Source organism: Rathayibacter sp. AY1B7 (assembly GCF_002932735.1).
Classification (GTDB): Bacteria; Actinomycetota; Actinomycetes; order Actinomycetales; family Microbacteriaceae; genus Rathayibacter.
Genome location: NZ_PSWK01000010.1, coordinates 12,168 through 28,458, shown reverse-complemented (window position 1 = coordinate 28,458; position 16,291 = coordinate 12,168). Strand labels below are relative to the sequence as shown.

Genomic DNA, 16,291 nt, shown 5'->3' with positions numbered 1-16,291 from the left:
GGACTAGGAGCCCTTCTGGGTCGTGTCGGGGCCGCCGTCGGCGGCTCCGGGGTGGGAGGGGGAGGAACGGGGGCCGGCGAGGCGCTGCAGCTCGGCGACCAGGTGCGCCCGGAGGGCGGGCTCGGCCACGCGGAGGTAGCTGTCGACGGTCTCGTCGCCGCGGGGCGACCAGGAGATCACGAGCAGGCCGCCCTCCTCGACGACGCGGTCGATCACGTAGCTGCCCTGGCCCGCTCCGCGCAGGAGGGAGGCCGGGATCACCGTCTCGCGCTCGCCGACGGGGGCGATCACGACGCCGCGCTCGTGGAGGCGCAGCACAGCGTTGCCGCGGAAGCCGAGCCCCGGCAGCACGACGCGCTCGAGCGGCTGCTCGAAGCGGGTCGTGGCCACGTACGGGAGGTCGACGCGCTCGACCTCGGCGCCCAGCGAGGACGCGGGCACGGGCTCCGGCGCGAGGGCGGTCGAGCGGCGGCGCCGCGCGCGCCAGGAGAGCAGCATGCCGACGAAGACGAGGACGACGACCGCGGCGATGACGATCGTGATCGCGGCCCTATCCACGGGAGGCCTTCGCGGAGGCGGCGACGACCGCCGCGTCGACGAGCTCGCCGTCCAGCACGGTCGGGAAGCCCCGGTGGAGGGTGGCGACGACGCGGCCCGGCAGCTCGCGACCGAGGTACGGGGAGTTGCCGCTGCGGCCGCGCAGGTCCTCGACGGAGAAGCGGCGTCGCGCCTCCGGGTCGTAGAGCACGACGTTCGCGGCGGCCCCGACGGCGAGGCCGCGGTCGTAGCCGTCGAGCCGGCCGATGCGGGCGGGGGCGGAGGAGAGCACGCGCGCGACGTCGGACCAGCTCATCCGCCCGTCCTCGACGACGGCGGCGTGCACCACGCTCAGCGCGCTCTCGAGGCCGACCATGCCGAACGCCGCGGCGTCCCACTCGCAGTCCTTCGCCTCGACCGGGTGCGGCGCGTGGTCGGTGGCGACGATGTCGATGGTGCCGTCGGCGAGGGCCTCGCGGAGGGCGAGCACGTCCTCGTCGCGGCGCAGCGGCGGGTTCACCTTGAAGCGGGCGTCGTAGCTCGGCCCGTCCTGGCCGGCGACGGCCTGCTCGGTGAGGAGCAGGTGGTGGGGGGTGACCTCGGCGGTCACGTCGATCCCCCGGGCCTTCGCCCAGCGGATGACGTCGACCGAGCCCGCGGTCGAGACGTGGCAGACGTGCAGGCGGGAGCCCACGTGCTCGGCGAGGAGCACGTCGCGGGCGATGATCGCCTCCTCGGCCACGGCGGGCCAGCCCTGCAGGCCGAGGGCGCTGGAGACGGCGCCCTCGTTCATCTGCGCGCCGACGGTGAGCCGCGGCTCCTGCGCGTGCTGGGCGACGACTCCGTCGAACGCCTTGACGTACTCGAGAGCGCGGCGCATCAGCAGCGCGTCCGAGACGCACTTCCCGTCGTCCGAGAAGACCCGCACGGCCGCGCGGCTGCGGGCCATCGCGCCGAGCTCGGCGAGCGACTCCCCCGCCAGACCCACGGTCACCGCGCCGATCGGGCGGACCGTCGCGTAGCCGGCGTCCTCGCCCAGGCTCTGCACCTGCTCGACCACGCCCGCGGTGTCCTGCACCGGCGAGGTGTTCGCCATCGCGAAGACGGCGGTGAAGCCTCCGGCGGCCGCAGCTCGCGTGCCGGTGAGGATCGTCTCGCTCTGCTCGAACCCCGGCTCGCGCAGGTGCGTGTGCAGGTCGACCAGGCCGGGCAGCGCCAGCAGGCCGTCGGCGTCGATCACGCGGGCCCCGCGCGAGTCGAGGTCGGCGCCGATCTCGACGATCACGCCCCCGTCGATCAGCAGGTCGGCGGTCGACTCGTCGGCGAGCGTCGCTCCCGAGATCAGGATCCGCTCCGGCGCCGTGCTCTGAAGCGGCTGGGCAGTGCTCATCAGTGGACCTCCCGTTCGCCGGACAGCAGCAGGTAGAGCGCGGCCATCCGGACGGACACTCCGTTCGTGACCTGTTCGAGCACCGTGGAGCGGCTCGAATCGGCGGCCGCCGAGGAGATCTCGACGCCCCTGTTCATGGGTCCGGGGTGCATGACGATGGTATCGGGACCCAGCCGGGCGAGCCGCTCGTCGTCGAGGCCCCAGATCCGCGCGTACTCCCGGCCGTTGGGGAAGAACCCGCTCGACATCCGCTCGAGCTGGATGCGCAGGAGCATCACGACGTCGGGGAGCCCGGTGTCGATCGCCTCGTCCAGATCGAAGCGGATGGTCGCGGGCCAGTCGCGCGTGTCGACCGGCACGAGGGTCGGCGGTGCGACCAGCGTCACCTCGGCGCCCAGCGCCGTCAGCAGCCAGACGTTCGAGCGCGCCACCCGCGAGTGCAGGACGTCGCCCACGATCGTGACCGCGACGCCGTCGAGGCTCTTGCCGCGGGACGCGGAGGCGCCGTGCAGGCGCCGGCGGATGGTGAACGCATCCAGGAGCGCCTGGGTCGGGTGCTCGTGGGTCCCGTCGCCGGCGTTGAGGATCGACGCGTCGATCCAGCCGCTCGCCGCCAGAACCGCGGGGGCTCCGGAGGCGCTGTGGCGGATGACCACGCCGTCGGCGCCCATCGCGGCGAGCGTCTGCGCGGTGTCCTTCAGGCTCTCGCCCTTGGAGACGCTGGAGCCCTTCGCGCTGAAGTTGATGACGTCGGCCGAGAGCCGCTTCGCCGCCGCCTCGAACGAGATCCGCGTGCGGGTGGAGTCCTCGAAGAAGAGATTGACCACGGTCTTCCCGCGCAGGGTCGGCAGCTTCTTGACCTCGCGGTTCTGCACGTCCGCCATGTCCTCGGCGATGTCGAGGAGTGCGATCGCGCTCGCGCGGTCGAGGTCCCGGGTCGAGAGCAGGTGCTTCACGGAGCCGTCTCCTCGCCGGTGGCCTGCGACTCGATCGCGACCAGGTCCTCACCGTCCGTCTCGACGAGCCGGACGTTGATCCGCTCGCTCAGGCTGCTCGGCAGGTTCTTGCCGACGAAGTCCGCCCGGATCGGGAGCTCGCGGTGTCCGCGGTCGACCAGCGCGGCCAGCCGCACGGCTCGCGGACGGCCGATGTCGCTGAGGGCGTCCAGGGCGGCGCGGATGGTGCGGCCCGAGAAGAGGACGTCGTCGACGAGGACCACGGTTCGGCCGTCGATGCTCGCGGGGACGGCGGTGCGCGCGGGGGTGCGGACCGGGTGCCGGGAGAGGTCGTCGCGGTACATCGTCACGTCGAGGGAGCCGGCGAAGACGGGGGGCCCGTCCGGCTCGATCCGCGCGATCGTCTCGGCGATGCGCCTCGCGAGGGCGACGCCGCGCGTCGGGATGCCGAGGACGACCAGCGACTCGGGGCCGCGGTTCGACTCGAGGATCTCGTGGGCGATGCGCGTGAGCGCTCGCGTGATGTCAGCGCCGTTGAGCACGATTCGTGCCGTCACACCGACCTCCTTCCCCGCCTCACAGGACGGCTGTTAAAGGAAAAGCCGTGACGAGTATAGGGGCCGTCGCGCGGCCCGCCGGACGGGCAGCCCGGGAACGACTTCGGCCCGCCCGATCACGGGGATCCGGCGGGCCGAGCAGGTCTCCGGGGCGGGTCAGGCCGTCGTGCGGGACTCCGCGACGGAGGCGAGGAGCCCGTTGATGAAGCCCGCCGAGTCGTCGGTCGACAGCGACGTGGCGGCCTCGACGGCCTCCGAGATGGCGACGCCGTCGGGCACCGCGTCGTTGTGCAGGATCTCCCACACCCCGATCCGGAGGATCGCGCGGTCGACCAGCGGCATGCGCGAGAGTGTCCAGCCCTGGGCGAGCCGGGCGATCAGCTCGTCGATCTCGTCGGCGTGGTCGATGACCCCGTCGACGATCTCGCGGGCGTAGAGCCACGAGGCCTCACGGGCCGGCTCGTTCGCCGCTCGCTCGGCCTCGGCGCGCAGCGACTGGGCGAAGCTGATCTGCCGGACGTCGGCGTTGTAGAGGATGTCGAGGGCGCGCTTGCGCGCCTTCGTGCGAGCACTCACGGGAGGCCCGGCTCAGCTGACGCGGCCGAGGTAGTCGCCCGTGCGGGTGTCGACCTTGACCTTCGTGCCCTGCTCGAGGAAGAGCGGGACCTGGATCTGGTAGCCGGTCTCGACCGTCGCGGGCTTGGTGCCGCCGGTCGAGCGGTCGCCCTGGAGGCCCGGCTCCGTGTACGTGATCTCGAGGACGACCGAGGCGGGGAGGTCGATGTAGAGCGGGTCGCCGTCGTGCAGGGCGAGGGTCACGTTCTGGTTCTCGAGCATGAAGTTCGCCGCGTCGCCGACGACCGCCTCGGGGACGGTGATCTGGTCGTAGTCGCTGGTGTCCATGAACACGAAGTCCGCGCCGTCGCGGTAGAGGTACTGGAAGTCGCGGCGGTCGACGTTGGCCGTGTCGATCTTGGCGCCCGCGTTGAAGGTCTTGTCGACGACCTTGCCCGTGAGGACGTTCTTCATCTTGGTGCGGACGAAGGCGCCGCCCTTGCCCGGCTTGACGTGCTGGAAGTCGATGACGTTCCAGAGCTGGCCGTCGATGCTGAGGACGGTGCCGTTCTTGATGTCGGTGGTAGAGGCCATGCGAAGGGGGATCCGTTTCGGTGGAAGTCTGCGCCGGCGAGCCCGGTACGCGGGCGCGGCGATATCGGCCGGTCCGGCTGACCCGTCGAGTGTAGTCGACGCGGCCCCGTCGGCAGAGGAGTCTGGACGCCGCATGCGAATCGCCCCAACGGCGCCGCCCGGGCTCAGCCGAGTCGGACCTACGATCCGATCTCCTGGTACGCCGCGAACAGCAGCGACGTCTCCGGCCCCTGCAGGATGCTCGGGCGGGCGATGTCGTCGAGGACCACGAAGCGGAGCATGCCCGCACGGGTCTTCTTGTCGCGCTGCATCGCGGCGAGGAGCGTCTCCCACCGTCCGAGCGGGTAGCTCGTCGGCAGGGTCAGCGACTCGAGGACCCGGCGCTGGCGGTCCACGACCGCGTCGCTGAGCGATCCGGTCAGGCGCGAGAGCTCGGCCGCGAACATCATCCCGACGGAGACGGCCGCGCCGTGGCGCCACTGGTAGCGCTCGGCGTGCTCGACCGCGTGCCCGAGGGTGTGCCCGTAGTTCAGGATCTCGCGCAGACCCTTCTCGGTGAAGTCCTCGCCGACGACCCGCGCCTTGATCCCGATCGACAGCTCGACCAGGCTGCGGAACTCCTCCGACGTCGGGTCGGTGGCCAGGTCGATGTCGGACTCGATGATGTCGAGGATGCGCGGCTCGGCGATCATCCCGTACTTCACGATCTCGCCGAAGCCGGCCAGGATCTCGTTGCGCGGGAGGCTGGTCAGCACGTCGAGGTCGGCGACGACCGCCCGCGGCGCGTGGAAGGCGCCGACGAGGTTCTTGCCCTCGGCCGTGTTGATGCCGGTCTTCCCCCCGACGGCCGCGTCGACCATCCCGAGCACGGTGGTCGGCACCTGCACCAGGTCGACCCCGCGGAGCCAGGTGGCGGCGACGAAGCCGGCCAGGTCGGTGATCGCGCCGCCGCCGAAGCCGACGACCGCGTCCGTGCGGGTGAAGTCCGACTGCCCCATCACCTGCCAGCAGAAGGCCGCCACCTCCACGCGCTTCGCGGCCTCGGCGTCCGGGACCTCGGCGAGCAGCACCTCGTAGCGCTCGAGCAGGCTCTCGCGGATCTCGGCGGCGAGGACCGCGAGGGTCGGCGGGTGCACGATGAGCACCTTCGCGGCCCGGGGGCCGATCGCGTCAGCGAGGCCGTCGAGGAGTCCGCGCCCGACGTGGATGTCGTAGCCGTTCTCTCCGGCGACGGGGATGGCGGTGGTGCCGTCGTTCATGACTGTCTTCCGCTCGGGCGGCTCGTGGCCGCCGGGTCCGATGGTACAGGGGTGGCGGAGGGGCGCTGCGCGCGCACCCACTCCGCGATCTCGGCGGCGATCAGGGTGATCGGCCGCCGGGAGGTGTCGACCACGGTGTCCGCGAGGGACTCGTAGACCGGGCGCCGCTCGTCGAAGATGCGGACCCAGTCGCCGACCCCGCCGCGCACCAGCGGGCGGGAGCCGGAGCCGAGCCGGTCGCGGACGGCCTCGGCCGTGGTGGTGAGGAGCACGACGGGCACGTCCGCGAGGTCGGCGCGCGTCGCGGGATCGAGCACCGCTCCCCCGCCGAGGCTCAGCACCACGTCGCGACGGACGGCGCGCTCGACGACACGGCGCTCCTCCCGGCGGAAGGCCGGCTCGCCGTGGGCGTCGAAGTAGGGGGCGATCGGGCCGTGGGTGCGCACGAACTCCGCGTCGGAGTCGACGAACCCGGCGCTCAGCGCCTTCGCGACCCGCTTGCCGATCGTCGTCTTGCCGGCGCCCATCGGGCCGATCAGGACGAGGCGGGCGCGGGCCGCGCCGGTATCGTGACCCGCCATCAGCGGGCCGCCGAGGACGCGGCCATCAGGCGAGCCCGAGACCCGGGTCGCTCGCGGCGGCCGTGCGGAGCTCGTCGGGGATGGCGGCGAGGTAGCCCTGCAGGTTGCGGCGGGTCTCGGTGACGCTGTCGCCGCCGAACTTCTCGAGCACGGCGTTCGCGAGCACCAGGGCGACCATCGCCTCCGCGACGACACCGGACGCCGGCACCGCGCAGACGTCGGAGCGCTGGTGGTGAGCGCCGGCCGCCTCGCCGGTGGCGACGTCGACGGTGCGCAGCGCGTGCGGCACGGTCGCGATCGGCTTCATGCCGGCGCGGACCCGCAGCACGGTCCCCGTGCTCATCCCGCCCTCGGTGCCGCCGGCCCGGTCGCTGGACCGGGAGATTCCGGCGGCGGACTGGAAGAGCTCGTCGTGCGCCTCCGAGCCGCGGCGGGTGGTGGTGAGGAAGCCGTCGCCGACCTCGACGCCCTTGATCGCCTGGATCCCCATCAGGGCCGCCGCGAGCTGGGAGTCGAGACGACGGTCCCAGTGCACGTAGGACCCGAGTCCGGGCGGGAGACCGTAGGCGAGGACCTCGACCACGCCGCCGAGGGTGTCGCCGTCGTCGTGGGCGCGGTCCACCTCGGCGACCATGAGGGCGCTGGTCGCGGCATCGTGGCAGCGCAGCGGATCCGCGTCCAGGGCGGCGACGTCGGCCGGGCCGGGCAGCGGCGAGCCCTCGGGCACGCGGACCGGCCCGATGGCGAGGGTGTGGCTGACGAGCGAGACGCCGAGCTCGCCGAGGAAGCGGCGGGCGACGGCGCCGAGGGCGACGCGGGCCGCGGTCTCGCGGGCGGAGGCGCGCTCGAGCACGTTACGGGACTCGGGGAAGCCGTACTTCTGCATCCCGACGAGGTCGGCGTGGCCCGGGCGGGGCCGTGTGAGCGCGGCGCCGCGGCCCTTGGGCAGGCTCTCGGGGTCACGGGGCTCCGCCGACATGACGTCGACCCAGCGCGGCCACTCCGTGTTGCCGATGCGCAGGGCGATGGGGCTGCCCATCGTCGCTCCGTGCCGGACGCCGGAGGAGATCGTCAGCTCGTCCTGCTCGAAGTTCATCCGGGCTCCGCGGCCGTAGCCGAGCTTCCGGCGCGCCAGATCGGCGCGGATGTCGTCGAGGGAGACGGGGACGCCCGCCGGCAGTCCTTCGAGGACGGCGACGAGTTCGGGACCGTGGGATTCCCCGGCCGTGAGCCAACGGAGCATCCTCCGATTCTGGCACACGAGGTCAGTGCGCCGGACCCGCCGAGACGGCTCGGCGCATCGCCGCGAGCACCTCGTCCTCGCGATCGAGAGGCAGGACCGGGTCGCCGCCGACGAAGATCCGCACCTGCACGAGTGCCTGGTGGAGCAGCATCCCGAGCCCGGAGACGACCGGGGAGCCGCCCTGCTCCCAGCGCCGGGCGAGCGCGCTCGGCCACGGGGAGTACGCCACGTCGAACAGGGTCGAGCCCGCGACCGCCGCGTCGGGCACGTCGAGGCCGTCCGCCGCCCCGCCGGGGAGCGTCGAGATCACCAGTGGCGCTCCGGTGGACCAGTCGGCGAAGGAGCGGACCGAGAGCGGGACGCCGAGCGACTCCGCGAGCGGAGCGAGCTCGACGGCCCTCGACGCCGTCCGCAGGACGAGGTCGACCCGCGCCGCGCCGAGCTCGGCGGCGGCGGCCAGGGCGGAGGCGGCGGTCGCTCCCCCGCCGAGCACCTGGACGCGCTCCGCCGAGACGACGCCCGCCTCGGCGAGGGCGCGCACGATGCCCGCGACGTCGGTGTTGAACCCGCGGAGGCGGGGTGCCGGGCCGGAGCGGTCGACCAGCACGGTGTTGACCGCGCCGGTGACCCGGGCGACCGCGTCCTCCTCCGCCAGCAGCGGTCGCACCGCGTGCTTGAGCGGCATGGTCAGCGACAGTCCGTGCCAGGGCTCACCGGACACGACCTCGGAGAGGGTCGCCTCCGTCGTCTCGACGGCGCGGTAGCTCCAGTCGAGTCCGAGCACCCGGTAGGCGGCCGCGTGCAGCGCGGGCGACTTCGAGTGCGCGATCGGCGCGCCGAGGACCGCGAGGCGGTACCCGACGGCCGTCACTGGTACTCCGGGTGGTCCCGCATCCAGGCCTGCCACTGGTCGACGGCCGCGTTGTGCTCGGCGTCGGTGGTGGAGTAGACCGTCTCGCCCGTCTCGAGGTTCACCGTGACGAAGTACATCCAGGTGCCGTCCGCGGGGTGCATGACCGCGTCGATCGCCACGTCGCCCGGGTTCGAGATCGGCGCGGGCGGCAGGCCGTCGCGCTGGTAGGTGTTGTAGACGTTGCCGGCGTCGTTCCGCTCGGCGTCCGTGGTCGAGACGCGGTCGGTCGCGCCGGTGCCGTACGCCACGGTCGCGTCCGACTGCAGGCGCCACCCCTGGTCGAGGCGGTTCTGGAACACGCGCGCGACCTTGGGGAAGTCCTCGGCGACGCGGGCCTCGCGCTGCACGAGGGACGCGAACACCACGACGCGGTAGCGGTCGTCCGCCGGCACGCCGGCCTGGTCGAGCGACTGGTACATCCGGTCGACCAGCGTCTTCAGGATGTCGTGCGCCGGCGTCGACGGGTCGATGTCGTAGGTCGCGGGGAACAGGAACCCCTCGAGGCTCGTCGCCCCGGCCGGGAGCCCGAACGAGCCCCAGTCGGCGGCGGCCGCCTCGAGGTCCGTCAGCGCGACCCCGGTGCCGTCCGCGATGAGCGGCAGCGCCTCCTTGAGCGCCGTCCCCTCGGGGATGACGAAGGTGTTCGCGAGGCGCGTCGACTCGGAGTCGAGCAGCGCCGACAGTGCGGCCTTGGCGCTCATCTCGGCCTTGAGCGAGTACGCGCCGGGCTGGAAGACGGGCTCCGGACTCTGGGCGAGGAGCAGGTCGTAGAAGGGGTCGTACGACTTGATGACCCCGTCCGAGACGAGGTTGTTGGCGATGTCGCTGCCGCCGTCGCCCTGGTGGATCGTGAACAGCACCTCGCTCGAGCCGGTGCCGGTGAAGTCGGTCGGCTCGGGCTCGTCGAACAGGCCGCGCACGGGCTCAAGGAAGATCGTCACGGCGATGGCGACGAGCGCTGCGAAGACGCCGAAGGCCAGAAGCCCGCCGATGAGCCCGCGGCGGCTGCGGCGCTTCTTCGCGCCGCCCGTCGCGGGAGCCGCGCGGCGCCGCTTCGGGCGCGCGTCCGGGTCGAACGCGGCCGCGTCGTCGCGGCCGCGGGGCTCGGGCACGTCGGGCCCGGTGAAGAGGCGGCCCAGCGGATCGTGCGCCTCAGTCGGCGCGGGCTGCTGCTCCGGAGTCGGGTCGGGCGGAGTCGGCTGCGCCTGCTCGGCGGCGCGGGCGTCGCGGCGGCTCGGGGGGACGTCGGTCACGGGGAGGTCCTTCGTTCGGTTCGAGCAGGACTCCGGCCGGGGTGCCGGCCGAGCGCTCGGAATCGATGGCGTGCTGCAGGATCACCACGGCGGCGACCTGGTCGATCACGGCTCGGGAGCCGCGGGTGGTGCGTCCGGAGCGGTGCAGGGCGCTCTGAGCGGTGACCGTCGACAGCCGCTCGTCGACGAGCCGCACCGGAGCGGTGGGCACCGCCTCGGCGAGCAGTCGAGCGAATCCGCGCGCGTCCTCCGTCGAGGCCGTCTCGGCCCCCGACAGCGACAACGGCAGTCCGACGATGATCGCCTGGGCATCGTACTCGGCGGCGAGGTGCGCGATCCGGGAGACGTCCGAGGATCCGCCGTCAGTGCCCGCCCGCGCGACCGTCTCGACGGGCACCGCGAGCAGGCCGTCGGCGTCGCAGCGGGCGACCCCGATGCGGGCGCGGCCCACATCGATGCCGAGCCGGACGCCGAACCGGCCCATTCAGCTGGTCGCTTCCTGCACCACGGCCTCGAGCGCCGCGCCGATGGCGGAGACGTCGGAGCCGCCGCCCTGGGCGAGGTCGTCCTTGCCGCCTCCGCCGCCCCCGAGGATCCCGGCGGCGCGCCTGGCGAGCGCACCCGCGCGGCGGCCCTGGTCGCGGGCGGCCTGGTTGGTGGCGACGATCACCGCGGGCTTGCCCGAGACGTCGGCGGCCAGCGCGACGACGGCCGGCTCCTGGCCGAGCCGCTCACGGACGGAGGTCACGAGGGAGCGCAGCTCGTCGGTCGATCCCGCGGTGCCGATGCTCTCGGCGACGACGGTCGTACCGCCCACCGTGCGACGGGTCGCGGCGAGGGCGGGCACCCGGTCGGCGAGGGCCTTGGCCTCGAACGCGGCGATCCGCTTCTCGGCGGCCTTGAGGCTCGCGACGAGCTCGCCGATCCGCTCGGGGAGCTGCTCGCGCGGGGTCTTCAGCGAGGACGAGATCGTGCTGACGAGGGCGCGCTCGGCGGCGAGCTCCTGGAAGGCCTCGCGGCCCACCAGCGACTCGACTCGGCGGTTGGTCGATCCGACCGAGGACTCGCTGACCAGGCTGATCACGCCGACCTCGGACGAGCGCCCGACATGGGTGCCCGCGCAGAGCTCGCGCGACCAGGGCCCGCCGATGTCGACCACGCGGACGACGTCGCCGTACTTCTCGCCGAAGAGGGCCATCGCGCCGAGCGCCTTCGCCTCGTCGATCGGGAGCTCGCGCGTGACGACCTCGAGGTTGTCCCGGATCGCCGTGTTGGCGATCTCCTCGATCTCGCTGCGGGTCTCGAGCGAGAGGGCCTGGTTCCACGAGAAGTCCAGGCGCAGGTAGCCCGCCTTGTTGTAGGAGCCGGACTGGTGCGCCTGCGGGCCGAGCACCTGGCGCAGCGCGGCGTGGATGAGATGGGTGCCCGAGTGCGCCTGCGTGGCGCCCCGGCGCCAGTCGCGGTCGACGACGGAGGTGGCGGCGTCGCCCACTCCGACCTCGCCGCTGGCGACCTGGACCTTGTGGCTGATGAGACCCTTGACGGGCTTCTGCACGTCGAGGACCTCGAGATCGAAGCCGGAGCCGACGATGCGGCCGGCGTCGGCCTCCTGGCCGCCCGACTCCGCGTAGAGGCTGGTCGCCTCGAGGATCACCTCGGCGATGTCGCCCGCGACCGCCTTCGTGACGGAGTGCCCGCCGACGATGAGGCCGAGGATGCGCGTCTCGGTGTCGAGCACGTCGTAGCCGGTGAACAGCGTCTCGCCGTGGGCGCGGAAGTCGGCGTAGACCGAGAGATCGGCCAGCGCCGACTTCTTCGACTTCGCGTCGGCCTTCGCACGCGTGCGCTGCGCGGTCATGAGGGAGTCGAACGCCTCGCGGTCGACCGTCAGACCCGACTCCTCGGCGATCTCGAGGGTGAGGTCGATCGGGAACCCGAAGGTGTCGTGCAGGAGGAACGCGGTGTCGCCCGGCAGCGTCGGCGACTCGGCCTTCTTCGTCTTCAGGACCGCGAGGTCGAGGATCTCGGTGCCGGCCGCGAGGGTGCGCAGGAACGCCTCCTCCTCGCCGTAGGCGCTGGTCGAGAGGCGCTCGAACTCCGTGGACACCTCGGGGTAGGCCGACGCCATCGCGTCGCGCGAGGCGGCGAAGAGCTCGGGGAACGTCGCGGTGTCCACTCCGAGCAGGCGCATTGCGCGCACCGTGCGGCGCATCAGGCGGCGGAGGATGTAGCCGCGCCCCTCGTTGGACGGCGTCACGCCGTCCGACAGCAGCATCAGCGAGGAGCGCACGTGGTCGGCGATGACGCGCATGCGGACGTCGTCCTCGTGGACGGCTCCGTAGCGGCGGCCCGAGAGCTCGGCGGCGCGATCGAGGACCGGACGGACCTGGTCGATCTCGTACATGTTCTCGACGCCCTGCTTGAGGAAGGCGACGCGCTCGAGGCCCATGCCGGTGTCGATGTTCTTGCGCGGCAGCTCGCCGAGGATGTCGAAGTCGACCTTGCTCGTGCCCTCGCCGCGGAGGTACTGCATGAAGACGAGGTTCCAGATCTCGACGTAGCGGTCGTCGTCCGTCGCCGGGCCGCCGTCGATCCCGTAGGCGGGTCCACGGTCGAAGAAGATCTCGGAGCAGGGGCCCGCGGGGCCGGGCTGGCCGGTCGACCAGTAGTTGGTGTCCTTGTCCAGGCGCTGGATGCGCTCGTCCGGCAGTCCCGCGATCGTCTTCCAGAGCGCGATCGCCTCGTCGTCGTCCTTGTAGACGGTGACCCAGAGGTCCTTCTCGTCGAAGCCCAGTCCCCCGTCGCTCTCGGCGCCGGTGAGCAGCTCCCAGGCGTAGCCGATCGCCCCCTCCTTGAAGTAGTCGCCGAAGGAGAAGTTGCCGTTCATCTGGAAGAAGGTGCCGTGACGAGGCGTCTTGCCGACCTCCTCGATGTCGTTGGTGCGGATGCACTTCTGCACGCTGGTGGCACGCGGGTAGGGCGCGGGGACCACTCCGGTGAGGTAGGGCACGAACGGCACCATGCCGGCGACGGTGAAGAGGAGGCTCGGGTCCTCGCTCACGAGGGAGGCGGAGGGGACCACGGTGTGGCCGCGGCTCCCGAAGAAGTCGAGCCAGCGGTTGCGGATGTCTGCGGTCTGCATGGGTTCCGTTACGGTTCGGTCGGTGACGACGCGGATGTCGGGCGGCGGGGCGTCAGCCCTCGCCGATGGCGGCCTTCAGTTCGGCCTCGCGCTGGTGGTAGCCCTCGGAGACGGCCTCGCCGAGCTCCTTCGCGGTGCGGTTGATGTCGGCGAAGAGCCGGGCGCCCGCCTCGGTGCGCGAGACCTGGTGGGCGACCGCGAATCCGAGGCCGATCCCGATGACGATCAGGAGGATGTTCTTCACGGGGTGTCCTTCCACAGCGGCGGGGCGGGCGCGACGGCGCGACGACCCGTTCGATTCTAGGGCGCGGGCGCGGCGCTACTTCGAGCGCGGGCGCTTCGTGCGCTTCGCGGCGGAGCGGCCGACCGCGGCTCCGGCCTTGTCGGCCGTCCGTCCGGCGACGAGCACGGCGCGGACTCCGGCGGTGAAGCCGGCGAGCTTGATGAGCGGACCGCCGACGGTCGCGGCCGTGAGGGCGACGAGCGCGTTGACGTTGCCGGTGACCTCGGCGACGTCCTTGGTGATCGTGTCCACCCGCGCGAGCTGGTGGTTGGCCTCGCGGAGGGTGGAGGCCGACTCGTCGAGGATCGGCGTCAGTCCGTCGCTGGCCTGCTTGATGGCCTCGCTCGTGCTGTCGAAGACGCGTCCGAGCTTCCAGAGCGGGACGGCGGTGATCGCCACCAGGATCGCGAACACCCCCGCGGCGATGAGCCCTGCGATGTCTCCACCGGTCACGGTGACCTCCGTTCGATGCCGCCCAGCGCGGCACTCCAGCCTACCGACGGGCCGCGAGAGGGTCGGACGCGGGGACGGGCGCTCGGCTCGGGCGCGACGGCCGGATCGGGCGCAGCGCGGGACTCTCGGAGCGCGGCGGGCACTCCGGATCGCGACCCCGGGAACGGGAAAGGCCCCGGTGCGGACACCGGGGCCTTTCTCTGCGGGGCTGGACTCAGCGGGCCGCGTAGTACTCGACGACGAGCTGCACTTCGCAGGTCACGGGGACCTCGGCGCGCTTCGGGCGGCGCAGGAGCGTCGCCTGCAGCTTGTCGATCTCGACCTCGAGGTAGCCCGGGGTCTTGGGGAGGACGTCGACGTGTCCACCGGCGGCGGCGACCTGGAAGGGCTCGGTGCCCTCGGAGCGGGTCTTGACGTGGATGACCTGGCCCGGCTTCACGCGGAAGGAGGGGCGGTCGACCGTCTTGCCGTCCACCATGATGTGGCGGTGGGTGACGAACTGGCGGGCCTGCGCGGTGGTACGGGCGAAGCCCGAGCGCAGGACGAGGGCGTCGAGGCGCATCTCGAGGAGCTCGACCAGGTTCTCACCGGTCAGGCCCTGGGTGCGGCGCGCCTCCTGGAAGGCGATGCGGAGCTGCTTCTCGCGGATGCCGTACTGGGCGCGCAGACGCTGCTTCTCACGCAGGCGGACCGCGTAGTCGGAGTCGGCCTTGCGCTTCGAGCGGCCGTGCTCGCCGGGAGCGTAGGGACGCTTCTCGAGGTAGCGGGCGGCCTTCGGGGTTAGGGGGATGCCGAGGGCGCGCGAGAGGCGCGTCTTCGAGCGGGTACGGGACGTGGTCGACACAGTGGTCCTTCCAAGGTCTGAGAGGTTCGGTCGCAGCTCTCGACCGCCGGCTCCGGGAGGAGGGCGGACGCCGCGGTCGTGTCCTCCGCGGGTGCGGGGGAAGGGTGACCGCAGTGGCGGGCTGCGCGATTCAGAGGGATGCGCTGCTCCGCTCGGCTACAGAGCGGTGGGCAACCTCGCAAGACTATCAGGCCACGGCCTCCCGTGCGGGTCGAGCGAGTTCGCGGTCGGCGCGGTCAGCCCCGGTCGCCGCGGATGATGCGCAGGAGCTTCGCCAGTCGTGCGGAGACGTCGCGCTCGTTGCCGTGCTCGGTGGGCCGGTAGTACCGCGCGCCCTGGAGCGGGTCCGGGAGGTACTGCTGCTCGAGGACGCCGAGGTCGGCGTCGTGCGGGTACCGGTAGCCCTTCCCGTGGCCGAGCTTCTTGGCGCCGGGGTAGTGCGCGTCGCGCAGGTGCGCCGGCACCCGACCCGCGCGGCCCGCGCGCACGTCCGCGATGGCCGCGTCGATGGCGGAGTAGGACGCGTTCGACTTCGGGGCGGTCGCCAGGTGCACGACCGCCTGGGCGAGCGGGATGCGCCCCTCCGGCATGCCGATGAACTGCACGGCGTCGGCCGCGGCGATCGCGACGACGAGCGCCTGCGGGTCGGCCATGCCGATGTCCTCGGACGCGGAGACGATGATGCGGCGGGCGATGAACCGCGGATCCTCCCCCGCCTCGATCATCCGGGCCAGGTAGTGCAGCGCCGCGTCGACGTCCGAGCCCCGGATGGACTTGATGAAGGCGCTGATGACGTCGTAGTGCTCGTCGCCGTTGCGGTCGTAGCGCAGCAGGGCGCGGTCGACGGCGCGCGCGACGACCTCGGTCGTGATCACGGGGAGCGCGGGCTCCTCGGCGGCGGCCTCGACGGGAGCGCCCTCGTCGTCCTCGTCCTCCTCGTCCGGGTCCTCCGCGGCGGCGGCGCGGGTGACCCGGTCGGCCTCGCGGGCCTCCGAGCGGGCGGAGGTGGCGGCGGCCTCGAGCGCGGTCAGCGCCCGCCGGGCGTCTCCGGAGGCGAGCCGCACGATGCTCGCCCGGGCCTCCTCCTCCAGCGTCACTGAGTCGCGCAGACCCCGCTCGTCGTGCAGGGCGCGGTCGACCAGGACGCCCAGGTCGTCGTCGCTGAGCGGCTCGAGGGTCAGCAGGAGCGAGCGCGAGAGCAGCGGCGCGATCACCGAGAACGAGGGGTTCTCGGTCGTGGCTGCGATGAGGATGACCCACCCGTTCTCGACCCCGGGCAGCAGTGCGTCCTGCTGCGCCTTGGTGAAGCGGTGGATCTCGTCGAGGAAGAGCACGGTGGACGTGCCGTAGAGGTCGCGGGTGGAGAGTGCCTCCTCCATCACCTGCCGCACGTCCTTCACGCCCGCCGTGACGGCGGAGAGCTCGACGAAGCGGCGGCCGCTGGAGTGGGCCACCGCCTGCGCGAGCGTGGTCTTGCCCGTGCCGGGAGGGCCCCAGAGGATCACGGACACCGCTCCCCGCTCCCCCGTCGTGTCGGCGGCGAGGGCGACCAGGGGCGAGCCGGGCGTCAGGAGGTGGCGCTGGCCGGCGACCTCCTCGAGGCTGCGCGGCCGCATCCGCACGGCGAGCGGAGTCGCCCCGGAGCGGAGTCCGGCCTGCTGCATGGTCATGCCCCCAGCGTAACGACGGCCTCCGACAGAGCCCCGGCCCGACTGCCCGGCGCGACGGAGC

16 protein-coding genes and 1 pseudogene are annotated in these 16,291 nt (G+C 72.7%); all 17 read right to left on the bottom strand.

The genetic code is table 11. The annotated features are described in order from the left end of the window. Window positions 1–3: 3 nt before the first annotated feature. The 17 genes and pseudogenes from C5C95_RS07460 to C5C95_RS07380 all read right to left on the bottom strand — a co-directional run bounded on the left by C5C95_RS07460 (window position 4) and on the right by C5C95_RS07380 (window position 16,230). On the bottom strand, window positions 4–558 hold the full coding sequence (locus C5C95_RS07460; protein ID WP_104324158.1) for a hypothetical protein: 555 nt from the start codon (window positions 556–558) through the stop codon (window positions 4–6). Next, window positions 551–1,927, bottom strand: coding sequence for a dihydroorotase (locus tag C5C95_RS07455; protein ID WP_104224748.1), 1,377 nt, complete (start codon window positions 1,925–1,927; stop codon window positions 551–553). Before C5C95_RS07455 ends, C5C95_RS07460 begins: the two co-directional genes overlap by 8 nt. Next, window positions 1,927–2,883 carry an aspartate carbamoyltransferase catalytic subunit gene (locus C5C95_RS07450; protein WP_104224749.1) on the bottom strand — a complete coding sequence of 319 codons (957 nt, stop codon included), beginning with the start codon at window positions 2,881–2,883 and terminating at the stop codon, window positions 1,927–1,929. The genes C5C95_RS07455 and C5C95_RS07450 overlap by 1 nt, the downstream gene beginning before the upstream one ends. Continuing rightward, window positions 2,880–3,440, bottom strand: a complete 561-nt coding sequence (gene pyrR, locus C5C95_RS07445; RefSeq protein WP_104224750.1) for a bifunctional pyr operon transcriptional regulator/uracil phosphoribosyltransferase PyrR — start codon at window positions 3,438–3,440, stop codon at window positions 2,880–2,882. Before pyrR ends, C5C95_RS07450 begins: the two co-directional genes overlap by 4 nt. Window positions 3,441–3,596: 156 nt before the next feature. Beyond that, the gene (gene nusB, locus C5C95_RS07440; RefSeq protein WP_104224751.1) at window positions 3,597–4,016 is read right to left on the bottom strand and encodes a transcription antitermination factor NusB; all 420 of its coding nucleotides are present in this window, start codon (window positions 4,014–4,016) and stop codon (window positions 3,597–3,599) included. Between the two features lie 12 nt (window positions 4,017–4,028). Then, a complete protein-coding gene (efp, locus tag C5C95_RS07435; protein WP_068210208.1) occupies window positions 4,029–4,589 on the bottom strand; it encodes an elongation factor P in 561 nt (186 codons plus the stop codon). A 179-nt stretch (window positions 4,590–4,768) separates the two neighbouring features. After that, window positions 4,769–5,848, bottom strand: a complete 1,080-nt coding sequence (aroB, locus tag C5C95_RS07430) for a 3-dehydroquinate synthase (RefSeq protein WP_104225324.1) — start codon at window positions 5,846–5,848, stop codon at window positions 4,769–4,771. After that, window positions 5,845–6,429: a shikimate kinase gene (locus C5C95_RS07425; protein WP_104324157.1), complete on the bottom strand. Its 585-nt coding sequence runs from the start codon at window positions 6,427–6,429 to the stop codon at window positions 5,845–5,847. The genes aroB and C5C95_RS07425 overlap by 4 nt, the downstream gene beginning before the upstream one ends. Before the next feature lie 25 nt (window positions 6,430–6,454). Continuing rightward, window positions 6,455–7,672, bottom strand: a complete 1,218-nt coding sequence (gene aroC, locus C5C95_RS07420) for a chorismate synthase (protein WP_104246778.1) — start codon at window positions 7,670–7,672, stop codon at window positions 6,455–6,457. Window positions 7,673–7,694: 22 nt separating this feature from the next. Continuing rightward, window positions 7,695–8,543, bottom strand: coding sequence for a shikimate dehydrogenase (locus C5C95_RS07415; RefSeq protein WP_181125601.1), 849 nt, complete (start codon window positions 8,541–8,543; stop codon window positions 7,695–7,697). Continuing rightward, on the bottom strand, window positions 8,540–9,838 hold the full coding sequence (gene mltG / locus C5C95_RS07410; protein WP_104324156.1) for an endolytic transglycosylase MltG: 1,299 nt from the start codon (window positions 9,836–9,838) through the stop codon (window positions 8,540–8,542). Before mltG ends, C5C95_RS07415 begins: the two co-directional genes overlap by 4 nt. A gap of 10 nt (window positions 9,839–9,848) precedes the next feature. Next, a pseudogene (ruvX, locus tag C5C95_RS07405) lies at window positions 9,849–10,322 on the bottom strand (Holliday junction resolvase RuvX); the annotation flags it as partial. Beyond that, window positions 10,323–12,980 carry an alanine--tRNA ligase gene (alaS, locus tag C5C95_RS07400; RefSeq protein WP_104269497.1) on the bottom strand — a complete coding sequence of 886 codons (2,658 nt, stop codon included), beginning with the start codon at window positions 12,978–12,980 and terminating at the stop codon, window positions 10,323–10,325. It lies immediately after the preceding pseudogene. A 52-nt stretch (window positions 12,981–13,032) separates the two neighbouring features. Further along, window positions 13,033–13,224: a hypothetical protein gene (locus tag C5C95_RS07395; RefSeq protein ID WP_104225329.1), complete on the bottom strand. Its 192-nt coding sequence runs from the start codon at window positions 13,222–13,224 to the stop codon at window positions 13,033–13,035. A 75-nt stretch (window positions 13,225–13,299) separates the two neighbouring features. After that, window positions 13,300–13,716 carry a DUF948 domain-containing protein gene (locus C5C95_RS07390; RefSeq protein ID WP_104224759.1) on the bottom strand — a complete coding sequence of 139 codons (417 nt, stop codon included), beginning with the start codon at window positions 13,714–13,716 and terminating at the stop codon, window positions 13,300–13,302. 214 nt (window positions 13,717–13,930) lie between these two features. Further along, window positions 13,931–14,560, bottom strand: a complete 630-nt coding sequence (gene rpsD / locus C5C95_RS07385) for a 30S ribosomal protein S4 (protein WP_068210518.1) — start codon at window positions 14,558–14,560, stop codon at window positions 13,931–13,933. Window positions 14,561–14,796: 236 nt separating this feature from the next. Further along, complete coding sequence (locus C5C95_RS07380) at window positions 14,797–16,230, bottom strand: replication-associated recombination protein A (RefSeq protein ID WP_104324155.1); 1,434 nt, start codon at window positions 16,228–16,230, stop codon at window positions 14,797–14,799. Window positions 16,231–16,291 lie beyond the last annotated feature (61 nt).

Bases quoted from the DNA above. Each gene is read 5' to 3' on its own strand.
- C5C95_RS07455 (WP_104224748.1), bottom strand. From the start codon at position 1,927: ATGAGCACTGCCCAGCCGCTTCAGAGCACGGCGCCGGAGCGGATCCTG.
- efp (WP_068210208.1), bottom strand. From the start codon at position 4,589: ATGGCCTCTACCACCGACATCAAGAACGGCACCGTCCTCAGCATCGAC.
- aroB (WP_104225324.1), bottom strand. From the start codon at position 5,848: ATGAACGACGGCACCACCGCCATCCCCGTCGCCGGAGAGAACGGCTAC.
- C5C95_RS07425 (WP_104324157.1), bottom strand. From the start codon at position 6,429: ATGGCGGGTCACGATACCGGCGCGGCCCGCGCCCGCCTCGTCCTGATC.
- aroC (WP_104246778.1), bottom strand. From the start codon at position 7,672: ATGCTCCGTTGGCTCACGGCCGGGGAATCCCACGGTCCCGAACTCGTC.
- alaS (WP_104269497.1), bottom strand. From the start codon at position 12,980: ATGCAGACCGCAGACATCCGCAACCGCTGGCTCGACTTCTTCGGGAGC.
- C5C95_RS07380 (WP_104324155.1), bottom strand. From the start codon at position 16,230: ATGACCATGCAGCAGGCCGGACTCCGCTCCGGGGCGACTCCGCTCGCC.